Consider the following 21896-nt stretch of genomic DNA (forward strand, 5'->3'; position numbering starts at 1 on the left):
ACAGGAGGCCGGGATGGCGTCACTCGGTGAGCTCGAGCGGGCGGTCATGGAACGGCTGTGGGCCTCCGCCGGTCCGGTCAGCGCTCCGGAGCTGCGCGACCAGCTGGCCGACCGCGGGCTGGCGCTGACCACCGTGCACACCGTGCTGAGCCGACTGGAGCAGAAGGCCTTCGTCGTCCACGACGAGGCCCGGCCGCGCCGCTTCACGCCGCGCGCCACCCGCGAGGAGCACGCCGCCGAGCTCATGTCCGAGGTGCTCGGCCAGGCCGCCGACCGGCAGGCCGTGCTGGCCCGGTTCGTGGGCAGCGTGGGGGACGACGAGGTGCGGATGCTGCGCGAGCTGCTGGCCCGGGCGGACCGGGCGACCGCCGACCCGGACGGCGCGGGCGCCCGCTGACCGTGCTCCCCGCGACCGCCCTGGCGCTCGCCGTCCTCGCCGCCCTGCTGGCGTGGCCGGTGCCGGCGGCGCTGTCGCGGGCGCGCTGGCCGCAGCGCGACCCGGTGGCGGCGCTGGTCTGCTGGCAGGCCGTCGGCCTGGCCGGCGGCCTCTCGATGATCGGGGCGCTGCTGGTGCACGGGCTCGCGCCGTGGGGGCACTCGCTGCCCGAGGCCTGGTGGCACTGGATCACCCGGCAGCCCGCGGGGGAGCCGGTGCGCGGCGACCACTGGGGAGCCCAGACGCTGGCCGCGGTCCTCGCCGCGGAGCTGCTGGGCGTGCTGCTGCTGTCCTGGGTGCGCACCGCCCGCACCCGCCGGCGGCACCGGGAGCTGCTGGAGCTGGTGGTGCGTCCCGGCGCCGCCGCCACCCCGGCGGCGGAGACGCAGCTGCTGGAGCACCCGGCGCCGGTGGCGTTCTGCATCCCCGGTGCCCGGCCGCTGCTGGTGCTGTCCTCGGGGATGGTCGCCGAGCTGGACGACGCCCAGCTACGGGCCGTCGTCGCCCACGAGCGGGCGCACCTGCGGGAGCGGCACCACCTCCTGCTGCTGCCCTTCGTCGCCTGGCGGGCGGCGCTGCCGGTGCTGCCGGCCGCGGACCGGGCGCACGACGCGGTGCGGGACCTGGTCGAGATGCGGGCCGACGACGTCGCCCTGGCCTCGCTGACCGGACCGGACCCGCGGCGCACCCTGGCGGCGGCGATCGTCGCCGCCGTCGGCGGGCCGGGGGGAGCGGTGCCGTCCGGTGCGCTCGCCGTCACCGGCGGGGCGGTCGCCGTCCGGGTGCGGCGGCTGCTCGCGCCCGCCGAGCCGCTGTCCCGGGCCGGCCGCACCGCGGCGCTGTGCAGCGCGGTGGCGCTGCTGCTGGTGCCGACCGCGCTCCTCCTGCTGCCCGCCCTCGGCGCGTGAGCGCGGGCCGGCGCCGCCGGTCAGGAGTGGTCGCGCAGCTCCCGGCGGGCGGCGTCCCGCTCGTCCCGGGCGACGTCCCGCTCGTCGCGCGCCTGCTCGGCGTCCGAGCGGGCGGATGCCAGGTCGTCCTGCAGTCGCACGATCGCCTGCGCCGAGGAGAGCGGGTGTCCCTCGTCCAGCAGGCCACGCACCCGCGCGGCGACCTCCAGCTGGTGCCGCGAGTAGCGGCGGTGCCCGCCGGGGGAGCGGTGCGGGTGCAGCACCCCCGACGAGTCGAGGCTGCGGAGGAAGGCCGCCTGGACCCCGAGCAGCTCGGCCGCCTGGCTCATCGTGAGCACCGGGTGGTCCGGGTCGTCCAGCGAGCGGAGTGGGTCGGAGCTCATGGCTGCTCCCGGGGGTGGCAGGGGTGGGACGACGGGAGGGGTGGGACCGGTCGGTCCCACCCCTCCCGGGTGCCGCGGTCGGTCAGCTCTCGACCGACTTCTGGGCGGACTCGCCCTCGATCGTCTGCCCCGACCCCACCGCGGTCCGCTCGTCCGCGCGGCTCACGGTGACCTTGCGGGCCTTCGCCTTCTCGGCGACCGGGATGCTGACCGTCAGCACGCCGTCGTGGTAGCTGGCCTCCAGCCGGTCGGTGTCCAGGCTGCGGCCCAGGACCAGCTGGCGGGTGTAGCTGCCGAACGGCCGCTCGGCGACAGCCCACTGGGCGCCCTCGATCTCCGGGACGGAACGCTCGGCAGCGATGGTCAGCGTGGTGCCCTCGACCTGCAGGTCGATCGACCCGGGGTCGACGCCGGGCAGGTCGAAGTGGGCGACGAAGTTGTCGCCGACCCGGTAGGCGTCCATCGGCATCCCGGCGAGTGGGCGGGCGGTGGTGGTCCCCCCGCGACCGGTCAGCTGGTCCAGGACGCGGAAGGCGGCGGACGTCGAGGCGAACGGGTCGTAGGAGTTCAGCATCGCCATGGCTGGTGTACCTCCAGTAGTGCTCTCTCACTGTGTGGTGCCCGCCTCGAGGTGAACCTCTAGCGGCGACTACAGATTACCTCGGGCGGTCACCGAAGTAAACGTCCGGAGCGAAGAAAAATTTCAACGGTGGCTACAGGTTCACCGCGTTGCTGGGGACGGTGGCGGCCCGGCCCGGGAGACTGCCCACATGGACCTCGCGGCGCCCGTCCCGACCGCCGAGCCGCCCGCCGCCCTGCGGGCCTGGTTCGAGAGGCTCCGCGTGGCGGTGGCGGTCGAGCTGCCCGCCGCCGTGGACCTGCGGCACCTGCTGCACGCCGACCCGCGGCGGTCGGGCGACGAGCAGGACACCGCCGACGCGGTCGTCGCCGCGCTGGGGGCCGGGAGCGGCCGCCCGGTGGCCGGGACCGGCCGGGTGGTGCGGCTGCTGGACGGCGGCGGCCCGTCGGTCGCGCTCCGGGCGGAGCTCGACGGGCTGGCGCTGGACGAGGTCACCGGCGCCCCGTGGGCCGCCACCGGCGGGGTCATGCACGCCTGCGGCCACGACCTGCACCTCGCCGGCCTGGTCGCGCTCGCACGGGCGGTGCGTCGGGTCGGCGGGCCGGCCCCGCTCGTGGCCCTGCTGCAGCCCCGCGAGGAGGGCGCCCCCTCCGGCGCCCGGGACGTGGCGGGCTCCGGCGTCCTGACCGAGGAGGGAGTCGGGTCGGTGGTGGCCGCCCACGTCCAGCCCCAGCTGCCCGCCGGGGTGGTGAACGCGACGCCCGGCCCGGTGAACGCCGCCGTCGAGGAGTTCACGATCACGATCACCGGGCACGGCGGCCACGGGGGCTACCCGCACACCACCGCCGACCCGGTGCTCGCCCTGTGCGCGGTGGTGCTCAGCCTGCAGCAGCTGGTCAGCCGCCGGGTGGACCCGACCGTCGGCGCCGTCCTCACCGTCGGGCAGCTCGACGGTGGCGCGTCGTTCAACGTGGTGCCGGACACCGCCCGGGCCCGCGGTGGGCTGCGCGTCATGCGGGAGGAGGACCGGGTCCTGCTCCTCGGGGCGCTCACCGACGTCGTCCGGCACACCGCCGCGGCCCACGGCTGCACGGCCGAGGTGCACAGCCAGGCCAACATGCCGGTGCTGGCCAACGACGCCGGGCTCGCGCGCGGCGCGGCGCCCTGGCTGGCCCGTGCCGGGATGGTGGTGGACGACGGTTTCCGGTCCTTCGGCGCGGACGACTTCTCCCACTTCTGCGCCGACCACCGCGGGCTGATGCTCTTCCTCGGCGTCGAGGGCGGCCCGGCCGGGCCCGACGGCCGGCGGCCCGGCCTGCACTCCCCGCGCTTCCTGCCCGGGGACGAGGTGGTCGGGCAGGTGGCCGAGGCGCTGCTGGCCGGGTACCTCGCCGGGGCGGAGCTGCTCGGACCCGTGGCGCCCCCGCCCGGCTGACCGGGGCCGGGGATCCGCGACATGCCCGGCCCAGCCGGTCGCCGGCCGGCCCGCGGCCTAGCCTGACCGGGTGCCGGCCCACACCCACAGCTCTGGTCCCGACACCGACGTCCCGGTCGACCCGAGCGCGGTCGCCCGACGGCGGCGGGCGGTCCGGCTGATGATGTACCTGCTCGTCCCCGTCGCGCTGGCCACGGTCCTCGGCCTGGTCGTGCTGTGGCCCGCCGGGGAGCAGTCGGCCGCGCAGCAGGCCGCCGAGCAGTACTTCCCCCCGGGCCAGACCTACCCCCAGGCGACGGTCGTCTCGTTGGAGACCTACGACTGCTCCGAGGACGCCGGGCGGCCCCGCGAGTGCGGCACCGCGGTGATGAACGTCAGCGAGGGGGCCAGCGCGGGGGACTTCGTCCGGATCGACCTGCCCGCCGAGGTGGTCAACGTCGGCGTGGAGGTCGGCGACGAGTTCGTGCTCACCCGCGACCCGGCCCTGGACGGCGGCCAGCCCAGCTACGCCTTCCAGGACTTCGCCCGCGGCGCGCCGATCGTGGTGCTCGCGCTGGCCTTCGCGCTCATCGTGGGTGCGGTGGCCCGGTTGCGCGGCCTGCGCGCGCTGGTGGGCCTGGGGTTCGCCTTCGCCGTCCTGCTGCAGTTCATGCTGCCGGCGCTGCTCGACGGCGGCCCGCCGATCTGGGTCAGCCTGACCGGCTCCTCGGCGATCATGTTCGTCGTCCTCTACCTGGCGCACGGCTTCTCCGCCCGGACGACCACCGCGCTGGTCGGCACCCTCTTCGGCCTGGCACTGAGCGCCGCGCTGGGCGCGGTCGCGGTGGCCGCGGCCCGGCTGCTCGGGTTCAACAACGAGGCGACCATCCAGCTGCTCACGTTCGACCCGACGCTGGACTTCTCCGGCCTGGTGCTGGCCGCGACCGTCGTCGCCGGGCTCGGCATCCTCAACGACGTCACGATCACGCAGGCCTCGTCGGTCTGGCAGCTGCACGAGGCGGCGCCGGACGCCGGCTGGCGGGACCTCTACCGCCGGGGGATGGCGATCGGCCGGGACCACATCGCCTCGACGGTCTACACGATCGTCTTCGCCTACGCCGGGGCCGCGCTGCCGCTGCTGCTGCTCTTCGAGCTCTACCAGCGCCCGTTCTGGGTGGTGCTCACCGGCGCGGAGGTGGGTGAGGAGGTGATCCGCACGCTGGTCGGCGGGATCGCGCTGGTCCTCGCCGTCCCGGTGACCACGTTGGTCGGGGCGCTGGTGGCGACGGCGGCGTCGTCCGCCGCCCCCGCAGCGCAGCCGCCGGTGGAGCCCACGCCGGTCCGCCGCCGCCCGGCCGAGGCGACGGCCGGGCCCACGCAGGTCCGCCGGCCGCCGGCCGAGGCACCGGGGCCGGCGTCGCGCCCGGCGACGTCCGCCTGGCGGCACCCCAAGCTCGACCCGGGTGGTCCCGCCGGCCCGCGGGGACCGCGGTGAGCGGCGCCGGGTCCGCGCGACCAGGGACCGGCGACCTGCTCGCGGCCGCCGCGGCCGCCCCGGGGTTCATGCCGCCGGACGAAGGCCGCGCGCTCTACGAGGCCGCCCGGACGGTGCCGGTGGCGGGGCCGCTGCTGGAGGTGGGCAGCTGGCTGGGCAAGTCCGCGCTGTACCTGGCCGCCGCGGCGCGGGAGACCGGCCGGCAGGTCGTCACCGTCGACCACCACCGCGGGTCCGAGGAGCACCAGCCCGGCTGGGAGTACCACGACCCGTCGCTGGTCGACCCGCTCGTCGGCCGCATCGACACCCTGCCCGGCTTCCGGCGGACCATCGCCGGCGCCGGCGCCGAGGACGTGGTGATCGCCGTCGTCGCCCGGTCGGAGGTGCTGGCGCCGCTGTGGTCCACGACGCTGGCGCTGCTGTTCCTCGACGGCAGCCACACCGAGGAGTCGGCCCGGCGCGACCAGGACGCCTGGGTGGCGAAGCTGGCCGCCGGCGGCACGCTTGCCATCCACGACGTCTTCCCCGACCCCGCCGACGGCGGGCAGGCGCCGTACGGGGTGTACCGGCGGGTCCTCGCCTCGGGGGAGTTCACCGAGCTGCCGGGCACCGGATCGCTGCGGCTGCTGCGCCGGACCCGCTGACCGGCGGCCGGACGCAGAGGAGGATGGGCGCGTGACCGCAACGGAGGAGCTGGCCCGGGCGCGGGTGGAGGCCCTCGCCCAGATCGACGCGCTGACGAGGGAGTTCGACGCGATGGTGGCGGCGGCGGAGTCCTCCAACGCCGACGACGAGCACGACCCCGAGGGCGCGACGATCGCCTTCGAGCGGCAGCAGCTCGCCGCGCTCCTGGAGTCCGCCCACCGACGGCTCGCCGACGTCGACGCCGCACTCGTCCGGGCGGCGACCGGCGACTACGGGCGCTGCGTGGAGTGCGGTCAGGAGATCGCCGCGGAGCGGCTGGCGGCCCGGCCGCAGGCGCGCACCTGCATCGCCTGCGCCACGGCGGCGGGCGCGTGACCCGACGCCGGCGTCAGCTCACGTAGCGGCGCGCGGAGGACCTCCGCTGGGCGTCCTCGAGCGCAGCGAACCGCGCCTCGGCGTGCGGCGGCAGCACGCGGCGCTCGCGCAGCACCCAGGGCAGGCCGCGGACCGCCTGCACCAGGCCGCGGGCGGTGACGCGGTCGCGGGGCACGGTGCGCAGCAGGTGGACGGTGCGGCGCAGCGCGGGCCGGGCCGGGCGGCGCAACCAGGTCGTCCAGAGGGTGTTGCGGATGCCGTCGGCCCGCCGCCTGTGCGGGTCGCGCGCGGCGCTGGCCTGGTGGTGGACGGTCAGCTGGGGGAGGTAGCACAGCTCCCATCCAGCGGTGGCCAGGTCACCGGCCATGAGCTCCTCCTCGCCGCCCAGCCACAGCCGCTCCGAGAAGCCGCCGACCTCCTCGAACGCCTCCCGGCGCAGCACGCTGGCGCCGGCGAGGAAGCTGCCCAGCGCCGGGCCGGGCAGCCACGGGGCACCGACGACGGGGGAGTCGCGCAGCTCGGCCACGATCGGGTCCTCGGTGCCGCCGGGCTCGACGAGGATCCGTGCGGTGACCACGGCCAGCCGGGGGTGCGCGTCGAGGACGTCGGCGGCGGTGCGCAGCGAGCCCGGGTCCCACCAGGTGTCGTCGTCGCAGAAGGCCACGTAGGGGGTGTCCAGCCGGGCCACCCCGAGGTTGCGGCCCACGGCGCCGAGGTTCTCCGGGCTGGCGATCAGCTCGACCCAGGGGTGTTGCGCCCGGACGGCGTCGGCGGTGCCGTCGGCCGATCCGTTGTCGACGACGACCACGTGCGGCTGCTCGGGCAGCGCGCGCAGCCGGGAGAGCGCGAGCAGCAGTTCGTCCCGGCGGTCGTGGGTGATGACGACGACGGCGACCCGCGGGTCCGCGGCGGTCCCGGTCGGCACGCCCTCGCTCAGCTCGCTGGTCACTTCCGCAGCTCCCGGACGCCGGTCATCACGGAGGCCGGCAGCACCCGGCGGCGCCGCAGCGCGGCAGGCACCCGGGGCAGGGCAGCGGCCAGCCCGCGGCGGCCGGGGCGGCCGGCGCGCAGGGCCCGGACCAGCTGCCCGGCGAGGTCGCGCAGCGGATAGCGCATCACGGCGGTCAGCAGCCGGCTGCGCCAGATGCCGACCTGCCGGTCGGCGGGGGGCTCGCGCCGGACGGAGGGGTGGTGGTGCACCGTCACCTCGTCGACGTAGGCCAGGCCCCAGCCGGCCGCGGCGAGGTCGAGGGCCAGCCGCTCCTCCTCGCCGGGGAAGCGGACCACCGGGTCGAAGCCGCCGGCGGTGGTGAACGCGTCGGTGCGCACGAGCGCCGCGCAGGCAGCGAAGCCGAGCAGGGACGGGCCGGGGAGGTCGGGATCCGTGCCCAGGGGGCTCCGCGCCATCTCGCCGCACATCGGGTCCAGCTCCTCCTCCGGCCCGACCAAGATGCGGGCGGCGAGCAGCCCGAGGCGCGGATGGGCACGCATGACCTCGACGGCGCGGGCGAGGTCACCGGGCGCCCACCAGGAGTCGTCGTCGGCGAACGCGACGAAGGGAGTGCCCGCGCGCTCGACCCCGAGGGTGCGGGCCAGCGCGCCGGCGTTGTGGTCCAGGGGGACGACGGTGACCTCGGGATGCGCCGCCCGCACCGCGTCGACGGTGCCGTCGGTGGAGCCGTTGTCGACGAGCACGACCGGCGCCTCGTGCCGCGGCAGGGACGCCAGCAGGTCGCCGCGCCGGTTGCGGCTGGCGACCACGCACGTCACCGCCGACCGCGCGCCACCCGGCTCGGAGATCACCCGCGCACCCTGCCCGCTGCCCGGGCTGGTCAACCCCGGGCCTGCCTTCCATCGGAGCGGTCGGCCCCCACGGGAGGCGGCCGACCGGACGCCGGGTCCAGCCGGTCGAGCGCGCCCGGGTCGGCGAACAGCGTGGCGGCGGGTGAGGTGCCGGCGATCGCGTCGGCGGCGAGCACCACGGCCGCCGCCGTCCAGGTGGTGCGCTCGACCGGCCACCGGGCGTCGTCGGCGTAGACGAGGCCGGTCCAGTAGGAGCCGTCCTCCGCGCGCAGGTGCTGCATGGCGGCGAGCTGCTCGACGGCGGCCCCGGTGCGTCCGACCGCGGCCAGGGCGAGGGCCAGTTCGCAGGTCTCGGCGCCGGTCACCCAGGGCCGGTCGGCGACGCAGCGCACGCCCAGCCCGGGGACGACGAAGGTGTCCCAGCCCGCGCCGAGGCGCTCGTCGGCCGCTGGGCCCGGGAACGCGCCGGCCAGCACCGGGTAGTACCAGTCCATCGACCAGCGGGACCGGTCGGCGAAGGCGTCCGGGCGGGTCCGCAGGGCCGCCCCGAGGTCGGTGACCGCGAGGTCCCAGTCCGGCTGCGGGTCGTCGACCAGCGCGGCGAGCGCGATCCCGCACCGCAGCGACTGGTACAGGCTGGCGTTCCCGGTGAGCAGGGCGGTGTCGTCGGCGGACCCGTCCGGGCGCAGCGCCCAGCCGACCGCGCCGGTCGGCAGCTGCATGGCCGTGACCAGGTCCAGGGCGCGGCGCACCGCCGGCCACAGCCGGTCGACGAGGCCGTCGTCCGCGGTGGACAGCCAGGAGTGCCAGACACCGACGGCGAGGTAGCCGGCGTGGTTGCTCTCCGCGGCTGGTGCCACGACCCGGCCGTCCCGGTACTCCGACGCCCACGACCCGTCCGGCCGCTGGTTGCCGGCCAGCCACTCGTAGGCGGCCAGCGCCCGGCCGTGCTCCCCGCCCACGTCCAGGGCCATGGCCGCCTCGACCATGTCCCAGGCGTCGAGCCGTCCGCCGCGGAACCACGGGATCGCCCCGTCGGCCGACTGCTCGGCGGCGATGGCGGCGACCGTCTGCCGCAGCTGCCCGGCGCTGAGCACACCGCTCACCTCGGGCAGGGGGTGGTCAGGCACGGGCCAGCCCCGCCGCCCCGTCCTCCGCCCGGTCGGCGCCGGCGGCGGGTCCGGTCCGGCCGGCGGGCTTGGCGGCGTAGACGACGAGGCTCTTGCCGAGGACCGGGTCGAGCACCCGCTCCGCCGTGCGGGTCAGCCACGGGCGGTGGGTGAGGTCCCACACCAGGAGCCGGTGGTAGGCCCGGGTCAGCCGGGTCTCCCGGTGCACCCCCACCGCGCACCTGAGCCACCAGTAGGGGGCGTGCAGCGCGTGGGCGTGGTGCCTGCCGGTGGGCTGCAGCCCGACCGTGGCCAGCCGCTCCTCCAGCTGGTCGCCGCGGTAGATCCGGATGTGCCCGCCCTCGTTGGCGTGGTAGGCGTCCGACAGCGCCCAGCACACCCGCTCGGGGCCGTAGCGCGGCACGGTCACGGCCACCCGGCCGCCGGGCCTGAGCACCCGGGCGATCTCGGCGAGCGCGGTGCGGTCGTCCGGGATGTGCTCGAGCACCTCGGAGGCGATCACCCGGTCGACGCTGCCGTCGGGCACCGGCAGCGCCCGCAGGTCCGCCCGCGCCGCTCCGGCCGCCGACCCGGCAGGGGCCTCGCCGGCCGCCGCGATCGCGCCCAGCCACTCGCGGGTGGTCGCCACCTCCTGCGCGCCCCAGTCGACGGCCAGGACCGTGGCCCCGCGGCGGTAGGCCTCGAAGGCGTGCCGGCCCTCTCCGCACCCGAGGTCGAGCACCGTCATGCCCGGCCGCACGTCGAGCAGGTCGTAGTCGACGGTCAGCACGAGCCGTCCCGGGCCGTCGACCGGCGGTCGAGGACCTCGCCGTACCACTCCGCGGTGCACTCGGCGGTGCGCCGCCAGGTGTAGGCACCCAGCACGCGCGCCCGGCCGGAGCGGCCCAGCTGTTCCTGCAGGGACGGGTGGTCGATCACCAGTTGCAGCGCGGCGGCCAGCTGGTCGACGTCCCCGGCCGGCACCTGCACCCCGGCGTGCGAGCCGACCACCTCCGGCAGTGCGCCCGCGTCCGTGGTCACCAAGGGCGTGCCGCAGGCCATGGCCTCGACCGCGGGCAGCGAGAAGCCCTCGTACAGGGAGGGGATCGCCACCACGGTCGCCGTCTGGAGGTGCCGGACCAGCTCCTCCTGCGGCACCGGACCGGTGAACCGCACGGCGCCGCGGAGCCCCAGCCGGTCCAGGGCGGTGTCCGCCGGGCCGCCCGCGCGCGCCACGCCGATCACGGTCAGGACCGCCTCCCGTTCGGTGCGCAGCTTCGCCAGCGCCTCCAGCAGCGGGACCAGTCCCTTCAGCGGGACGTCCGCACTGGTGATCACCACGATGCGCGCCGCCTCCCGCGCGGTCCGGGAGGCCGGCGGCCGGAAGACCTCGGGGTCGATGCCGACCGGGATGACCTCCACCGCCGCGGCCGGGACACCCATGTGCGCGGTGATGTCCCGCCGCGAGCTCTCCGACACGGTGGTCAGCCCGTCCAGCCGGGGGGCGACCCGCGCCTGCATCCGGGTGAAGGCGTACCAGCGGCCGAGGGTGACCCGACGGCGCAGGGACGGCGCGGCGGCGAGCTCCAGGTCCCGGTCGATGGCCACCGGGTGGTGGACGGTGGCGACCGTGGGGAGGCGGCGGCGCACCCGGAGCAGGCCGTAGCCCAGCGACTGGTTGTCGTGGACCAGGTCGAAGTCGCCCGTGCGGGAGGCCAGCAGCCGAGCCGCCCGCAGCGTGAAGGTCAGCGGCTCGGGGAAGCCGGCCGTGCACATCGTGGCCCACTCGGCGAGGTCGACGAGGTCCCGGAACTCGCCCGGCCGCGGCGTCCGGAACGGGTCGGGCTCGCGGTAGAGGTCGAGGCTGGGCACCCGGGTCAGCGGGACCCCGGGATCGAGCTCCGGGTACGGCTGACCGCTGAGGACCTCCACGCGGTGCCCGAGTTCGCGCAGCTCGCGGGAGAGGGCGCGGACGTAGACGCCCTGGCCGCCGCTGTGCGGCTTGCTGCGGTAGGACAGCAGTGCCACCCGCAGCGACCGTCCCATGCCCGGACTCTAACGAGGCGGGGTCGGGCCTCCGCGGCTCGGCTGCCCGTCGCAGGTCCACCTCCCCCCGGGGTCGCGTCCGCCGCCGGCCACCTGGCAGGGTGCGGACATGCTGCGCCACGTCGTGCTCTTCACCTGGTCCCCGGACACCGACGCCGACACCCGGGCGGCCACCATCGCGGCCTTGCGGAAGTTGCCGGAGGAGGTGGGCGGCATGACCTCGTTCGCCGTCGGGCCCGACGCGGGCCTGGTGGACGGCAACGCGCACGCCGCGCTGGTGGCCGAGTTCGCCGACGCCGACGCCTTCCACCGGTACGCCACCGACCCGCGGCACCTCGAGGTCATCGCCGAGCACGTCAAGCCGAACCTGGCGAGCCGGTCGGCGGTCCAGTACGAGGTCTGACCACCGCTCCAGTGGACGGATCCGTTCCGGTGATCTCATGATCGCGTCATGATGATCACGGGATGGGGACGTCTCCGGATGCCCGGGCTCGTCAGCGCCGGACTCCTGGCGTCGTTGGCCCTGGCCGGCTGTGGCTCCGAGGTCGAGGGCGCGGCCTCGCCGAGCAGCGCGCCCAGCAGCCCGTCGAGCGCGGCCGGTTCGAGTACTGGGGTGCTGGAGGGCGCCGAGGACCTGTCCGCCGGGCTGCTGCCGGCGGAGGCCTTCGGGCCCGGCGCCCAGGTGACCCCGGTCACCGCGGACCAGCTCGAACAGCAGCAGGGCCAGCTCGGCGGGCTCGGTGGCCTGCGGGACGTCACGATCACCCCGGAGGCCTGCGCGCCCGGGGTGAAGTCGATCCAGCCCGGGCTCGACGACGTCGCCGGCCTCGGCGCGCAGACGGCTACGGCCGGAGCGACGACCACGGTCGAGATCCTGGCGTCGGGTGAGGGCATCGCGGCGGGCGTCGAGGACCTCGCCTCGACGGCGGAGACCTGTCCTCAGGCCACCATCGCCGCCCCGGAGATCGGCACCGCCGACGTGACGTTCACCGCCCTGGACGTGCCCGCGCTCGGGGACGCGTCGGCCGGCATCTCGCTGACCCTGTCGATCACCGGCCCCGACGGGCAGCCGTTCACGCTGCCGATGTTGCTCGGCATGGTGCGGGACGGCGACCGGCTGGTCAGCCTCACCCAGGTCGACGCAGCGGGCGGTGCCGACCCGGCGGCCTTCACCGCGCTGCTGCAGCAGGCCTTCGAGCAGCAGGCCGCCACGCTGGACTGAGCGGAGGGGCGGCGTCGCGATGCGCATGCCGTGACGCTGCACCGCCCGGGAGACGACGTGCCGGCCGCCGTCCACAGCCGAGGTCTCCGTCCACAACCTCGGCTGACGGGCTCCGAGCGGGCCGTGGCGGCAGCAGTGTGCCGGCATGCCCGACACCGATCCGCTGCTGACCGTCCGCCTCTCCGAGCCGGGGGAGGTCGCCGCGGCCCTCCCGCACCTGATCGGCTTCCCGCCGCGCGAGTCGCTGGTGGTGGTCAGCGTGCGGGGCGGCCGGACGCGCAGCTTCGGCCTGACGGCACGCGTCGACCTACCTCCGGCCGGGCACCGGGCCGCCGTGGTCGGCAGCCTGGTGCACTCGCTGATGACCGACCGTCCGGCCGCGGTCGTCCTCGCTGTGGTGTCCGAGGCGCCCGACGACCTGGCCGTCGACCGTTGGCCGGGCGGCGCGGACCGCCGGCCGACCCTCCCGCACCGGGATCTGGTGCACGAGGCGGTGCTCGCGTTCGCCGGCCGGAGCGTGCCGGTGCAGGAGACGCTGCTCGTCCGGCGGAGCTGCTGGTGGTCCTACGACTGCCCCCGGGAGTGCTGCGCCCCGGCCGCCGGCACGCCGTTGCCCGAAGGCACCAGCCCGCTGGCCGCCGCCTCGGCGCTGGGCGGGCAGGTGCTCGCGGAGGACCGGGCGGAGCTGGCACGACGGATCGCCCCGGTCGGCTTCCTGGCCGCCGCCGGGATGTCCCGGGCGTGTGACGAGGTCGGCCTGGACGTCGCCCGGGCCACCGCCGAGCGAGGGTGGGAGGACGTCGCCGAGGAGTCCTGGGCGGAGGTCCAGCGGGCGCTGCTGAGGACCGCCCCCGGGTCGGTGCGGGCGATCCCCGATCACGACGTAGCCCGGGTCGCCTGGGCACTGCGCGACATCGGCGTCCGGGACCGTGCGCTCACCCTCGCCCTGGGGCGCCGCGCCGCCGCGGCCACGGCACTCTGGACCGAGGTCACCCGGCGGGCGCCGTCCCCGCTGGACGCGGCTCCCGCCACGCTCCTCGCGGTGTCGGCCTGGCTGCGGGGCGACGGCGCCATGGCCAACGTCGCTCTCGAGCGCGCCCTGCACAGCGACCCCGCGTACTCCTTCGCCGGGCTGCTGCGGACCGCGCTGGACCGCTGCATGCCACCGGCGGAGCTGCGGCGGCTGATCGCCGTCACCACGGACCCGTTCGATGCGGCGACCTGAGGTCCCGCCCGCCGGTCAGCCGGGACCGCACGGGCTGCGGGCCGGTTCAGACCAGCCCGGGCCGCTGCCAGTCCTCCCCCAGGACGTGCTCGGCCAGGAAGGCGATCACCGTCTCGTACCAGACCGCCGCGTTCCCCGGCGTGAGCACCCAGTGGTTCTCGTCGGGGAAGTACAGGAACTTCGACGGGACGCCGCGCTTCTGCAGGTCGTACCAGAGCCGCAGGCCCTCACCGATCGGTACCCGGTAGTCCTTGTCGCCGTGGATGACCAGCACCGGCGTCCGGATCGCGTCGGCGTAGCGGTGCGGCGAGTTCTGCTCGTAGCGCTTCGGCTCGGTCAGCGGGTCGCCGAACTCGCGCTCCCAGTAGTACGCGGAGTCGGTCGTCCCGCTGAAGCTGTCCAGGTGCCAGAGGCTGGCATGGGTGACGATGGCCCGGAACCGGTCCGTCTGGGTGGCCACCCAGTTGGCCATGTAGCCGCCGAACGAGCCGCCCATCGCCGCGGTCCGGGTCCGGTCGATCTCCGGCAGCGCCTCGGCGGCGTCGACCGCGGCCATCAGGTCGGTGTAGGGCGCCCCGCCCCACTCGCCCCACCCCCGCTGGACGAACTCCTGCCCGAACCCCTGGGACAACGCCGGGTTGGGCAGCAGGACCGCGTACCCGCGGGCGGCGAGCACCCAGGGGGTCCACCGCCACGACCAGGAGTTCCAGCTCATCAGCGGGCCGCCGTGGATCCACAGCAGCAGGGGCGCGGGCTGCTCGGCGCTCGCGCCCTCCGGGAGGACCAGCCAGGACTGGATGCGGGTCCCGTCGGCCGCGGTGGCCTGCAGCTCGCTCAGGGTCCCGGGCAGGTGCGTGATCGTGCCCGGGTTGGGCAGCGGGACGGGGTCTTGGCCGGTCGCCTGCGGGTCGAGCCGCACCGGTACCGGCGGGGTGTCGTAGCCGGACCGGAGCGCGTAGAGGGCGCTGCCGTCGCGGGCCACCTGCAGGTCGCTGTACGCGCCGTCCGCGGTCAGCCGGACCGGGGCGCCGCCGTCGAGCGTGACCCGGAACAGTGCGTGCCGGCCGTCGTCGTCGGCGAGGAAGTAGACGGCGGTGCCGTCGGCGGAGAACTGCGGCGCGCTGGGCCAGCGGTCGAAGCCGGCGGTGATGTCCCGGGGCGTCGACGACGCCAGGTCGACGACCAGCAGCGTGAAGTCCGGGGGCGCGGCGAAGGTGGACTTGCTCTCCCGGACGCAGACCACCTGCGTGGAATCGGGGGAGAAGCGGGCGGCGAAGACGTCCGCCTCCGGGTCGTCCACCAGCACCTGGGTCCTGCCGGTGGCGACCTCGGTCAGCACCAGCCGGGACCGGCGGCCGGCCGTTCCGTCGGGCACGTCCTCGCCGCGGGCGAGGAACCGGCCGTCGGGGGAGAGCGCGATGTCCTCACCGGCGCCGAGCGGCGGGCCGGCGTCCGGCGTGAGGTCCCGCCACTCGGGAGCGGCGGCACTCGCGCCCGGCTCGGGCTCGGCCGGCAGCGCCCCTGCCCAGTAGACGTGCGGCACGGCGGGGCCCAGGTCGTGGTCCCAGTACCGCACCGGATAGCCCTCGTGGAGGATCGCGCTGACCCCGGCGTCCTTGCGGGCCTTGCGGCGTTCCTCGTCGGCGGCGGCGTCCGCGGCGCCCGGGACGGTGGCGGCGACCACGGCCACGCCGCCGCTGCCGGTCGCGACCGCGACCGCACTGATCCCCGGAGCGCGCTGGAGCACCATGCGCGCCTCACCGCCCTCGGCGGGCAGGCACCACAGAGCGGGCGTGGGCTCGTCGCCGTCCTTGCCCGCCGCGGGGTCGGGGCGCGCGGTGGTGAACAGCACGTCGCCGTCGGGGGTGAACACCGGCGCCGACTCGCCGGCCGCTCCGCGGGTGAGCCGCCGGGCCGGCCGCAGCCCGGCGGGGTCGACCTCCCACAGGGCCGACTGCCACTTCCTGCCCTCCGGGTCCAGGGTGGCCACCGACGTGATGAGCCGGGTGCCGTCCGGGGACAGGGCCAGGCCACCGAGCCGGGGCAGCGCGACGAAGTCGGCGAGCCGGTGGAACGGGCTGGGTGGCGGCGTGCCGGGGGGCTGCTCGGCGGAGGAGGGTGCGGAGTCGGTCACCGGGGTCTTCTCTCTGGGTGTCCGGGCAGGGGCAGCCCCGAGACTAGTGAGACCGGTCATGAGCACGGCGAAGGAGTTTCCGCCCGGGACGACGCGAGCCGCGCCCCCGGGTGGGGGCGCGGCTCGCGGAGGCAGCCGGGGTCTTGCCCTCAGCCGACGGAGGCCGTGGCCTCCGCGGCCCCCTCCGGGGAGAGGTCCTCGTCCACCGAGCGGACGAACACGTACTGCGCGACGCCCGGCTGCAGCGCGACGCCGTCGACGAACACGGTCCCGTTGGACACCGACGCCGTCACGGTCGAGCCCGGGCGCACGCCGTGCTCGGCGAGGGAGCGCAGCAGTGCGGCGTCCTCCTGGAGCTGCTCGCTGATCCGCTTGACGACCACCCGCTTGCCCTCGGGCGTCGCGGTCGTGGAGAGCAGGGTCAGCGCGTCGAGCACTGCCGAGGTGCCACCACCGAGCGCGTCCAGCCCGGGGATCGGGTTGCCGAACGGGGAGACCGTGGGGTGGCCGAGCAGCGTCAGCAGCTTGCGCTCCACCGCCTCGCTCATGACGTGCTCCCAGCGGCAGGCCTCCTCGTGCACCTCCTCGTACTCGAGGCCGATGACGTCGACGAGGAGGCACTCGGCCAGCCGGTGCTTGCGCATCACCGCGGTGGCCAGGCGGCGTCCCTCCTCCGACAGCTGCAGGTGCCGGTCGCCCTGCACGGTCAGCAGCCCGTCGCGTTCCATCCGGGCGACGGTCTGGCTCACCGTGGGGCCGCTCTGGTGCAGGCGTTCGGCGATCCGGGCCCGGAGGGGGACGATGCCCTCCTCCTCCAGCTCGAAGATCGTCCGGAGGTACATCTCCGTGGTGTCGATGAGGTCGTTCACGTCTGCTCCTCCGTCAGGTCCGACCGAGTCTACGAGCAGAGCCCGCTGGCACGGGGACGACGACCAGCGGCGTCGCCGAGGCCGCACGTGCCGGGCAACCCCGGTAGCGTCCACGGCGGGGGAGCCGGCCCGCTCACCGACGAGCACGGCGGCGGGGTGCCCGGCACGACGCCCTCCGGGCTGCAGCGAGGAGGACCCATGAGCGACGCCGTCGCCGTGGTCTGGGACGACGCGCTCCTGGGCTACACGATGGGTGGGGACCACCCCATGCACCCGGTCAGGCTGGACCTCACCATCCGGCTGGCCGACACCCTGGGCGTGCTGCAGCGGCCCCGGCTGGAGGTGGTGGCACCGACTCCCGCCGACGTCGAGCTGCTGACCCTCGTGCACGACCCGGCCTACCTGGACGCGGTCCGGCGGGCTCCCGAGGACCCGCACGGGGTCGGCCACGGGCTCGGCACCGCGGACAACCCCGTCTTCCCCGGGATGTACGACGCGGCCGCGCTCATCACCGGCGGCAGCGTGCTGGCCGCCGAGCTGGTCTCCTCCGGGCGGGCGCAGCACGCGGTGAACATCGCCGGCGGCCTGCACCACGCCATGCGGAACTCGGCCTCCGGCTTCTGCGTGTTCAACGACGCCGCGGTGGCGATCGCCTGGCTGCTGCGCCAGGGCTGGCAGCGGATCGCCTACGTCGACCTCGACGTGCACCACGGCGACGGTGTCCAGGCGGCCTTCTACGACGACCCGCGGGTGCTCACGGTGAGCGTCCACCAGACGCCGCTCACCCTGTTCCCAGGCACGGGATTCCCCGAGGAGACCGGGAACCCGCAGACGGCGCTGGGCAGCGCGGTCAACCTGGCGCTGCCCAACGGCACCGACGACTCGGGGTGGCTGCGCGCCTTCACCGCCGTCGTCCCCAGCGTCGTCCGTGCCTTCGCCCCGCAGATCCTGGTCACCCAGTGCGGCTGCGACGCCCACCACGAGGACCCGCTGGCCGACCTGGGGCTCACCATCGACGGTCAGCGCGCCTCCTACCGGGCGGTGCACGACCTGGCCCACGAGGTGTGCGACGGCCGGTGGATCGCCCTCGGCGGCGGGGGGTACGGCGTGGTGCGGTGCGTGCCCCGGGCCTGGACCCACCTGATCGCCGAGGCCAGCGGGGACGGGCTGGGACCGGAGACCGAGATCCCGCAGAGCTGGCGGGACGACGTCGTCCGCCGGGGGCTGCGGACCGAGCCGCCGGCCACGATGACCGAGGGCGGCTACACCGGCTTCTCCCGCTGGGACCCGTTCACCGAGAGCCGCGTCGACCGGGCCATCCTCCGGACCCGGACGGCGAGCTTCCCCTACTTCGGCCTCGACCCGGACGACCCCCGTGATTGAGGACCATCCAGCCCCCCGGGAAGGACCTCGTCCCCCTCATCCCTCGCAGGCCAGGACGAGCCTCCGGGCGAGGCCGTTCGAGGCTCGTGGCGGGCCCCTGCTCGATGGCCGGGAGGGCCCGTGACCGCTCGTGATGAAGCACCTGTAGCCCCCGTGCCGCCGCCGCACTGGGAGGCCGACGTCGTCGCCGCCGACGGCGGAACGGTGCACCTGCGGCCGATCACCCCCGAGGACGCCGAGGGCATCGTCGGGCTGATGGACCGCAGTTCCGACCAGACCCGCTACTACCGCTTCTTCGGGCCGATGCGGCGGCTGTCGGACAAGGACCTCCACCGGTTCACCCACGTCGACCACGACAGCCGTGTCGCCTTCGTCCTGCTGCTCGGCGACGAGCTGATCGGGGTGGGCAGGTACGACCGCTACCCGGGCACCGACGACGCCGAGGTGGCGTTCCTCATCGAGGACGCCCACCAGCGCCGGGGCCTGGGCTCGGTGCTGCTCGAGCACCTCGCCGCCGCCGCGCAGGAGCGGGGCATCACCCGGTTCGTCGCCGAGGTGCTCAGCCAGAACGCGCAGATGGTGCGGGTCTTCCAGGACGCCGGGTACTCGGGCAAGCGGTCCTACGCCGACGGTGTGGTCCACCTGACCTTCCCGATCGCCCCCACCGAGGCGTCGCTGGCCGTCGCCCACGAACGGGAGCAGCGCAGCGAGTCCCGGTCGATCGGCCGGCTGCTCAACCCCGGCTCGGTGGCGGTGGTCGGCGCCAGCAACGACCCGGGCAAGATCGGGTCGGCGGTGCTCCGGCACCTGCTGGCCTACGGCTTCGACGGGCCGATCTACCCGGTCAACCCCGCCGTCCGGCACGTCGGCGGGATCCCGGCGCACTCCTCCATCGAGGCGATCCCCGACGACGTCGACCTGGCGGTGCTGGCCGTGCCCGCCGACGAGGTCCCCGGGGTGGTCGAGGCCTGCCGCCGCAAGCACGTCAAGGGGCTGGTGGTGATCTCCGGCGGGTTCGGCGAGGCCGGGCCGGAAGGACGCGTCGCCGAGCGGGCGCTGGTCGCCTCGGCCCGGGCGTCGGGCATGCGGGTGGTCGGGCCGAACTGCCTGGGCATCGTGAACACCGACCCGGCGGTCCGGCTCAACGCCAGCCTGGCGCCCGACATCCCCGGACGCGGGCGGGTCGGCTTCTTCGCCCAGTCCGGGGCGCTGGGGGTGGCCCTGCTGGAGCGGGCCCGCGGTCGGGGCATGGGGCTGTCGACGTTCGTGTCGGCCGGCAACCGCGCCGACGTCAGCGGCAACGACATGCTCCAGTACTGGGCCTCCGACCCGGCGACCGAGGTCGTGCTGCTGCACCTGGAGAGCTTCGGCAACCCGCGCAAGTTCGCCCGGCTGGCGCGCAGCGTCGGTCGCACCAAGCCGGTCGTCGCGGTCAAGAGCGGGCGGCACGTGGGCATGACCGCGGGGCTGGCGGGCACCAGCGTCAGCGTCCCCGAGCAGTCGGTGGCGGCGCTGTTCGCCTCGGCCGGGGTCATCCGGGTCGAGACGCTGGCCCAGCTGTTCGACGTCGCCACCCTGCTCGCCCACCAGCCGCTGCCGGCCGGGAACCGGGTGGCGATCGTCGGGAACTCCACCGCGATGGGCGTCCTCGTCGCCGACTCGGTCCTGGAGCAGGGGCTGGAGCTGGCGCACGAGCGCCCGGTGGACATCGGCGTCCAGGCCGGTCCCGAGGACTTCCGCGCCGCCCTGCGGGCGGCGCTGGACGACGACGGGGTCGACGCCGTGGTGGCCGTGTTCCTCCCTCCGCTGCAGCGCGGCGAGGAGGTCTTCGGCCGGGTGCTGCGGGAGGTGTCGGTCGGGTCGGCGAAGCCGGTCGTGGCCAACTTCCTGTCCACCGACGGCATCCCCGACGAGCTGCGGGTGCACGACGAGCGGGGCATGCCGGCCCGGGGCTCGGTGCCGTCGTTCTCCACGCCGGAACGCGCCGTCATCGCGCTGGCCCGGGCCACCGAGTACGCCCGGTGGCGCCGCCGCCCGCTCGGCGTCATCCCCGAGCTGGCCGGCATCGACGAGGACGCGGCCCGCGACGTCGTGACCCACGCCCTGGCCGAGTCGCCAGGGGGCCGCGAGCTGACCGACGAGGAGACGATCGCGCTGCTCGGCGCGTACGGCGTGCCGATGCTCCGCACCCGCCGGGTCGAGGACGCCGAGGCGGCGGTCGCCGCCGCGGAGCGGATCGGCTACCCGGTCGTGCTGAAGTCGACCGCGCCGTGGCTGCGGGACCGCCGCGACCTCGGCGGGATGCGCTTCGACCTCGCCGACGCCGACGACGTGCGCGCCGCCTACGCCGCCATCCCCGCCGGCGACCCGGTGATCGTGCAGGAGCAGGCAGCGCCCGGCGTGGCCACCGTCGTGCAGATCGTCGACGACCCGTCCTTCGGCGCGCTGGTGAGCTTCGGCGTCGGCGGTGTGGCCACCGACCTGCTGGGGGACCGGGCCTACCGGACCCTGCCGCTGACCGACCTCGACGCGCACGAGCTGGTGCGCGAGCCACGGGCCTGGCCGCTCCTGGACGGCTACCGGGGCAGCGCGCCGGTCGACGCCGCCGCGCTGGAGGACCTGCTGCTGCGGGTCGCGCGGCTCGCCGACGACCTGCCCGAGGTGCTGGGCCTCAGCCTGGACCCGGTCATCGTCGGGCCGGCCGACGCCTGGCACGGTGGCCGGTCCCTGGTGGTCGCCGGTGGGCGGACCCGCGTCGGGCCACCGACCGCGCGCTTCGACGGCGGTCCGCGGCGCATGTTCCGCCCGGTGGAGTAGCCCGCGAGCACGGAGAGCCGGCCACCCCGTGGGGTGGCCGGCTCTCCGGTACGTCGGGCTCTACCCGAGGTAGTCGCGCAGGGCGTCGGCGCGCTGCGGGTCGCGCAGCTTGGCCATCGTCTCCCGCTCGATCTGCCGCACCCGCTCGCGGGAGAGACCGAACCGCTTGCCGATCTGCTCCAGCGTGCGGGGCTGCTCGCCATCCAGGCCGAAGCGCATGACGACCACGTCGCGCTCGCGGTCCTCCAGCGTCTCGAGCACGGTGCGGACGTCGCCCTTCATCATCTGGAAGGCGACGGCGTCCTCGGCGACGGCGGCGTCGGCGTCCTCGATGAAGTCGCCGAGCCGCGACTCCTCGTCGGCGCCGACGGTCTGGTCCAGGCTCACCAGGTCACGGGAGTACTCCAGCAGCTCGGTGATCCGCTCCGGGGTCATGTCGAGCTCCAGGCCCAGCTCCTCGGGGGTGGGCTCCCGCTCCAGCTCCTGGTGGATCCGGCGCCGGGTGCGCACCACCTTGTTGACCTGCTCGGCGAGGTGGACGGGCAGCCGGATGGTGCGGCCGGAGTCGGCCATCGCCCGGGTGATGGCCTGGCGGATCCACCACGTCGCGTAGGTCGAGAACTTGAAGCCCTTGGTGTAGTCGAACTTCTCGACCGCGCGGATCAGGCCGACGTTGCCCTCCTGGATGAGGTCCAGGAACGTCATGCCGTGGCCGGTGTACCGCTTGGCGACCGAGACGACCAGCCGGAGGTTGGCCTCCAGCAGGTGGGCCTTGGCGGCCTTGCCGTCGGCGGCCAGGGTCTTGTAGTCCCGCTGCAGCGCCGGGGTGAGCTTCTTCTCGACCAGCAGGCGGTCGGCGTACAGGCCGGCCTCGATCCGCTTGGCGAGCTCGACCTCCTGCTCGGCGGTCAGCAGCGCGGTCTTGCCGATGGTGTTCAGGTACACGCGCACCAGATCCGTCGACACCAGCCCGCTGGTGTCGGGGGCACGACGGGGCGCGCGCACACCGAGGGTGTCGTTGGGGGAGGACTGCAGCAGCGTCACGATGAGTC

At 75.6% G+C, this 21896-nt stretch carries 21 protein-coding genes; 11 read left to right on the plus strand and 10 right to left on the minus strand.

The features are described from left to right. Nucleotides 1-13: 13 nt before the first annotated feature. Together HL189_RS13070 and HL189_RS13075 are read left to right on the plus strand one after the other, a co-directional pair. Nucleotides 14-397, plus strand: coding sequence for a BlaI/MecI/CopY family transcriptional regulator (locus HL189_RS13070; RefSeq protein ID WP_369134142.1), 384 nt, complete (start codon nucleotides 14-16; stop codon nucleotides 395-397). Between the two features lie 2 nt (nucleotides 398-399). Beyond that, complete coding sequence (locus HL189_RS13075) at nucleotides 400-1344, plus strand: M56 family metallopeptidase (protein WP_369134143.1); 945 nt, start codon at nucleotides 400-402, stop codon at nucleotides 1342-1344. 20 nt (nucleotides 1345-1364) lie between these two features. Here HL189_RS13075 and HL189_RS13080 read toward each other — a convergent pair whose 3' ends face one another. Both HL189_RS13080 and HL189_RS13085 read right to left on the minus strand, forming a co-directional pair. Then, nucleotides 1365-1727, minus strand: a complete 363-nt coding sequence (locus tag HL189_RS13080; RefSeq protein WP_369134144.1) for a helix-turn-helix domain-containing protein — start codon at nucleotides 1725-1727, stop codon at nucleotides 1365-1367. A gap of 82 nt (nucleotides 1728-1809) precedes the next feature. Next, nucleotides 1810-2307, minus strand: a complete 498-nt coding sequence (locus HL189_RS13085; protein ID WP_369134145.1) for an Hsp20/alpha crystallin family protein — start codon at nucleotides 2305-2307, stop codon at nucleotides 1810-1812. 190 nt (nucleotides 2308-2497) lie between these two features. Between HL189_RS13085 and HL189_RS13090 the strand changes: the two genes are divergently transcribed. From HL189_RS13090 to HL189_RS13105, 4 genes are all read left to right on the plus strand, one after another. Further along, a complete protein-coding gene (locus tag HL189_RS13090) occupies nucleotides 2498-3742 on the plus strand; it encodes a M20 family metallopeptidase (protein WP_369134146.1) in 1245 nt (414 codons plus the stop codon). Nucleotides 3743-3812: 70 nt separating this feature from the next. After that, nucleotides 3813-5216, plus strand: a complete 1404-nt coding sequence (locus tag HL189_RS13095; RefSeq protein WP_369134147.1) for a YibE/F family protein — start codon at nucleotides 3813-3815, stop codon at nucleotides 5214-5216. Beyond that, the gene (locus tag HL189_RS13100) at nucleotides 5213-5860 is read left to right on the plus strand and encodes a class I SAM-dependent methyltransferase (protein WP_369134148.1); all 648 of its coding nucleotides are present in this window, start codon (nucleotides 5213-5215) and stop codon (nucleotides 5858-5860) included. Before HL189_RS13095 ends, HL189_RS13100 begins: the two co-directional genes overlap by 4 nt. Nucleotides 5861-5891: 31 nt before the next feature. Beyond that, nucleotides 5892-6236, plus strand: a complete 345-nt coding sequence (locus tag HL189_RS13105) for a TraR/DksA family transcriptional regulator (RefSeq protein ID WP_369134149.1) — start codon at nucleotides 5892-5894, stop codon at nucleotides 6234-6236. A 13-nt stretch (nucleotides 6237-6249) separates the two neighbouring features. Here the strand turns inward: HL189_RS13105 and HL189_RS13110 are convergent, their stop codons facing one another. Genes HL189_RS13110 through HL189_RS13130 form a run of 5 tightly spaced genes read right to left on the minus strand, consistent with a single transcriptional unit; the run spans nucleotide 6250 to nucleotide 11194 of the window. Further along, on the minus strand, nucleotides 6250-7185 hold the full coding sequence (locus HL189_RS13110; protein WP_369134150.1) for a glycosyltransferase family 2 protein: 936 nt from the start codon (nucleotides 7183-7185) through the stop codon (nucleotides 6250-6252). Then, nucleotides 7182-8039 (minus strand): glycosyltransferase family 2 protein, encoded by an 858-nt coding sequence (locus HL189_RS13115; protein ID WP_369134151.1) that lies wholly within the window; start codon nucleotides 8037-8039, stop codon nucleotides 7182-7184. Before HL189_RS13115 ends, HL189_RS13110 begins: the two co-directional genes overlap by 4 nt. Nucleotides 8040-8068: 29 nt before the next feature. Further along, entirely contained in the window at nucleotides 8069-9169 is a 1101-nt protein-coding gene (locus HL189_RS13120) for a prenyltransferase (RefSeq protein ID WP_369134152.1), read from the minus strand. Then, nucleotides 9162-9938 carry a class I SAM-dependent methyltransferase gene (locus tag HL189_RS13125; protein ID WP_369134153.1) on the minus strand — a complete coding sequence of 259 codons (777 nt, stop codon included), beginning with the start codon at nucleotides 9936-9938 and terminating at the stop codon, nucleotides 9162-9164. Before HL189_RS13125 ends, HL189_RS13120 begins: the two co-directional genes overlap by 8 nt. Beyond that, nucleotides 9932-11194 carry a glycosyltransferase family 4 protein gene (locus HL189_RS13130; protein ID WP_369134154.1) on the minus strand — a complete coding sequence of 421 codons (1263 nt, stop codon included), beginning with the start codon at nucleotides 11192-11194 and terminating at the stop codon, nucleotides 9932-9934. Before HL189_RS13130 ends, HL189_RS13125 begins: the two co-directional genes overlap by 7 nt. Before the next feature lie 109 nt (nucleotides 11195-11303). On the opposite strand from HL189_RS13130, the gene HL189_RS13135 reads away from it, so the two are divergent. From HL189_RS13135 to HL189_RS13145, 3 genes are all read left to right on the plus strand, one after another. After that, nucleotides 11304-11597, plus strand: coding sequence for a Dabb family protein (locus HL189_RS13135; protein WP_369134155.1), 294 nt, complete (start codon nucleotides 11304-11306; stop codon nucleotides 11595-11597). A 48-nt stretch (nucleotides 11598-11645) separates the two neighbouring features. Then, entirely contained in the window at nucleotides 11646-12416 is a 771-nt protein-coding gene (locus HL189_RS13140) for a hypothetical protein (protein WP_369134156.1), read from the plus strand. A gap of 145 nt (nucleotides 12417-12561) precedes the next feature. Next, complete coding sequence (locus HL189_RS13145) at nucleotides 12562-13641, plus strand: DUF4192 domain-containing protein (RefSeq protein ID WP_369134157.1); 1080 nt, start codon at nucleotides 12562-12564, stop codon at nucleotides 13639-13641. Between the two features lie 46 nt (nucleotides 13642-13687). On the opposite strand, the gene HL189_RS13150 is transcribed toward HL189_RS13145, so the two are convergent. Beyond that, nucleotides 13688-15775 carry an alpha/beta fold hydrolase gene (locus HL189_RS13150; protein ID WP_369134158.1) on the minus strand — a complete coding sequence of 696 codons (2088 nt, stop codon included), beginning with the start codon at nucleotides 15773-15775 and terminating at the stop codon, nucleotides 13688-13690. Nucleotides 15776-15924: 149 nt separating this feature from the next. Beyond that, a complete protein-coding gene (locus tag HL189_RS13155) occupies nucleotides 15925-16644 on the minus strand; it encodes a metal-dependent transcriptional regulator (RefSeq protein WP_369134159.1) in 720 nt (239 codons plus the stop codon). A gap of 198 nt (nucleotides 16645-16842) precedes the next feature. Here HL189_RS13155 and HL189_RS13160 point away from each other — a divergent pair, with 198 nt between their 5' ends. Both HL189_RS13160 and HL189_RS13165 read left to right on the plus strand, forming a co-directional pair. After that, nucleotides 16843-18027 carry an acetoin utilization protein AcuC gene (locus HL189_RS13160; RefSeq protein WP_369134160.1) on the plus strand — a complete coding sequence of 395 codons (1185 nt, stop codon included), beginning with the start codon at nucleotides 16843-16845 and terminating at the stop codon, nucleotides 18025-18027. A 153-nt stretch (nucleotides 18028-18180) separates the two neighbouring features. Then, complete coding sequence (locus HL189_RS13165; protein ID WP_369134161.1) at nucleotides 18181-20844, plus strand: GNAT family N-acetyltransferase; 2664 nt, start codon at nucleotides 18181-18183, stop codon at nucleotides 20842-20844. Nucleotides 20845-20904: 60 nt separating this feature from the next. On the opposite strand, the gene sigB is transcribed toward HL189_RS13165, so the two are convergent. Continuing rightward, a complete protein-coding gene (gene sigB / locus HL189_RS13170; RefSeq protein WP_369134162.1) occupies nucleotides 20905-21888 on the minus strand; it encodes an RNA polymerase sigma factor SigB in 984 nt (327 codons plus the stop codon). Between the last annotated feature and the right edge of the window lie 8 nt (nucleotides 21889-21896).

This window comes from Modestobacter sp. I12A-02662, from assembly GCF_041028325.1.
GTDB lineage: Bacteria > Actinomycetota > Actinomycetes > Mycobacteriales > Geodermatophilaceae > Modestobacter.

Coding starts and splice junctions, on each gene's coding strand:
- HL189_RS13140 (WP_369134156.1), top strand. CDS start 11,646: ATGATGATCACGGGATGGGGACGTCTCCGGATGCCCGGGCTCGTCAGC.
- HL189_RS13145 (WP_369134157.1), top strand. CDS start 12,562: ATGCCCGACACCGATCCGCTGCTGACCGTCCGCCTCTCCGAGCCGGGG.
- HL189_RS13090 (WP_369134146.1), top strand. CDS start 2,498: ATGGACCTCGCGGCGCCCGTCCCGACCGCCGAGCCGCCCGCCGCCCTG.
- HL189_RS13080 (WP_369134144.1), bottom strand. CDS start 1,727: ATGAGCTCCGACCCACTCCGCTCGCTGGACGACCCGGACCACCCGGTG.
- HL189_RS13160 (WP_369134160.1), top strand. CDS start 16,843: ATGAGCGACGCCGTCGCCGTGGTCTGGGACGACGCGCTCCTGGGCTAC.
- HL189_RS13130 (WP_369134154.1), bottom strand. CDS start 11,194: ATGGGACGGTCGCTGCGGGTGGCACTGCTGTCCTACCGCAGCAAGCCG.
- HL189_RS13070 (WP_369134142.1), top strand. CDS start 14: ATGGCGTCACTCGGTGAGCTCGAGCGGGCGGTCATGGAACGGCTGTGG.
- HL189_RS13085 (WP_369134145.1), bottom strand. CDS start 2,307: ATGGCGATGCTGAACTCCTACGACCCGTTCGCCTCGACGTCCGCCGCC.
- HL189_RS13135 (WP_369134155.1), top strand. CDS start 11,304: ATGCTGCGCCACGTCGTGCTCTTCACCTGGTCCCCGGACACCGACGCC.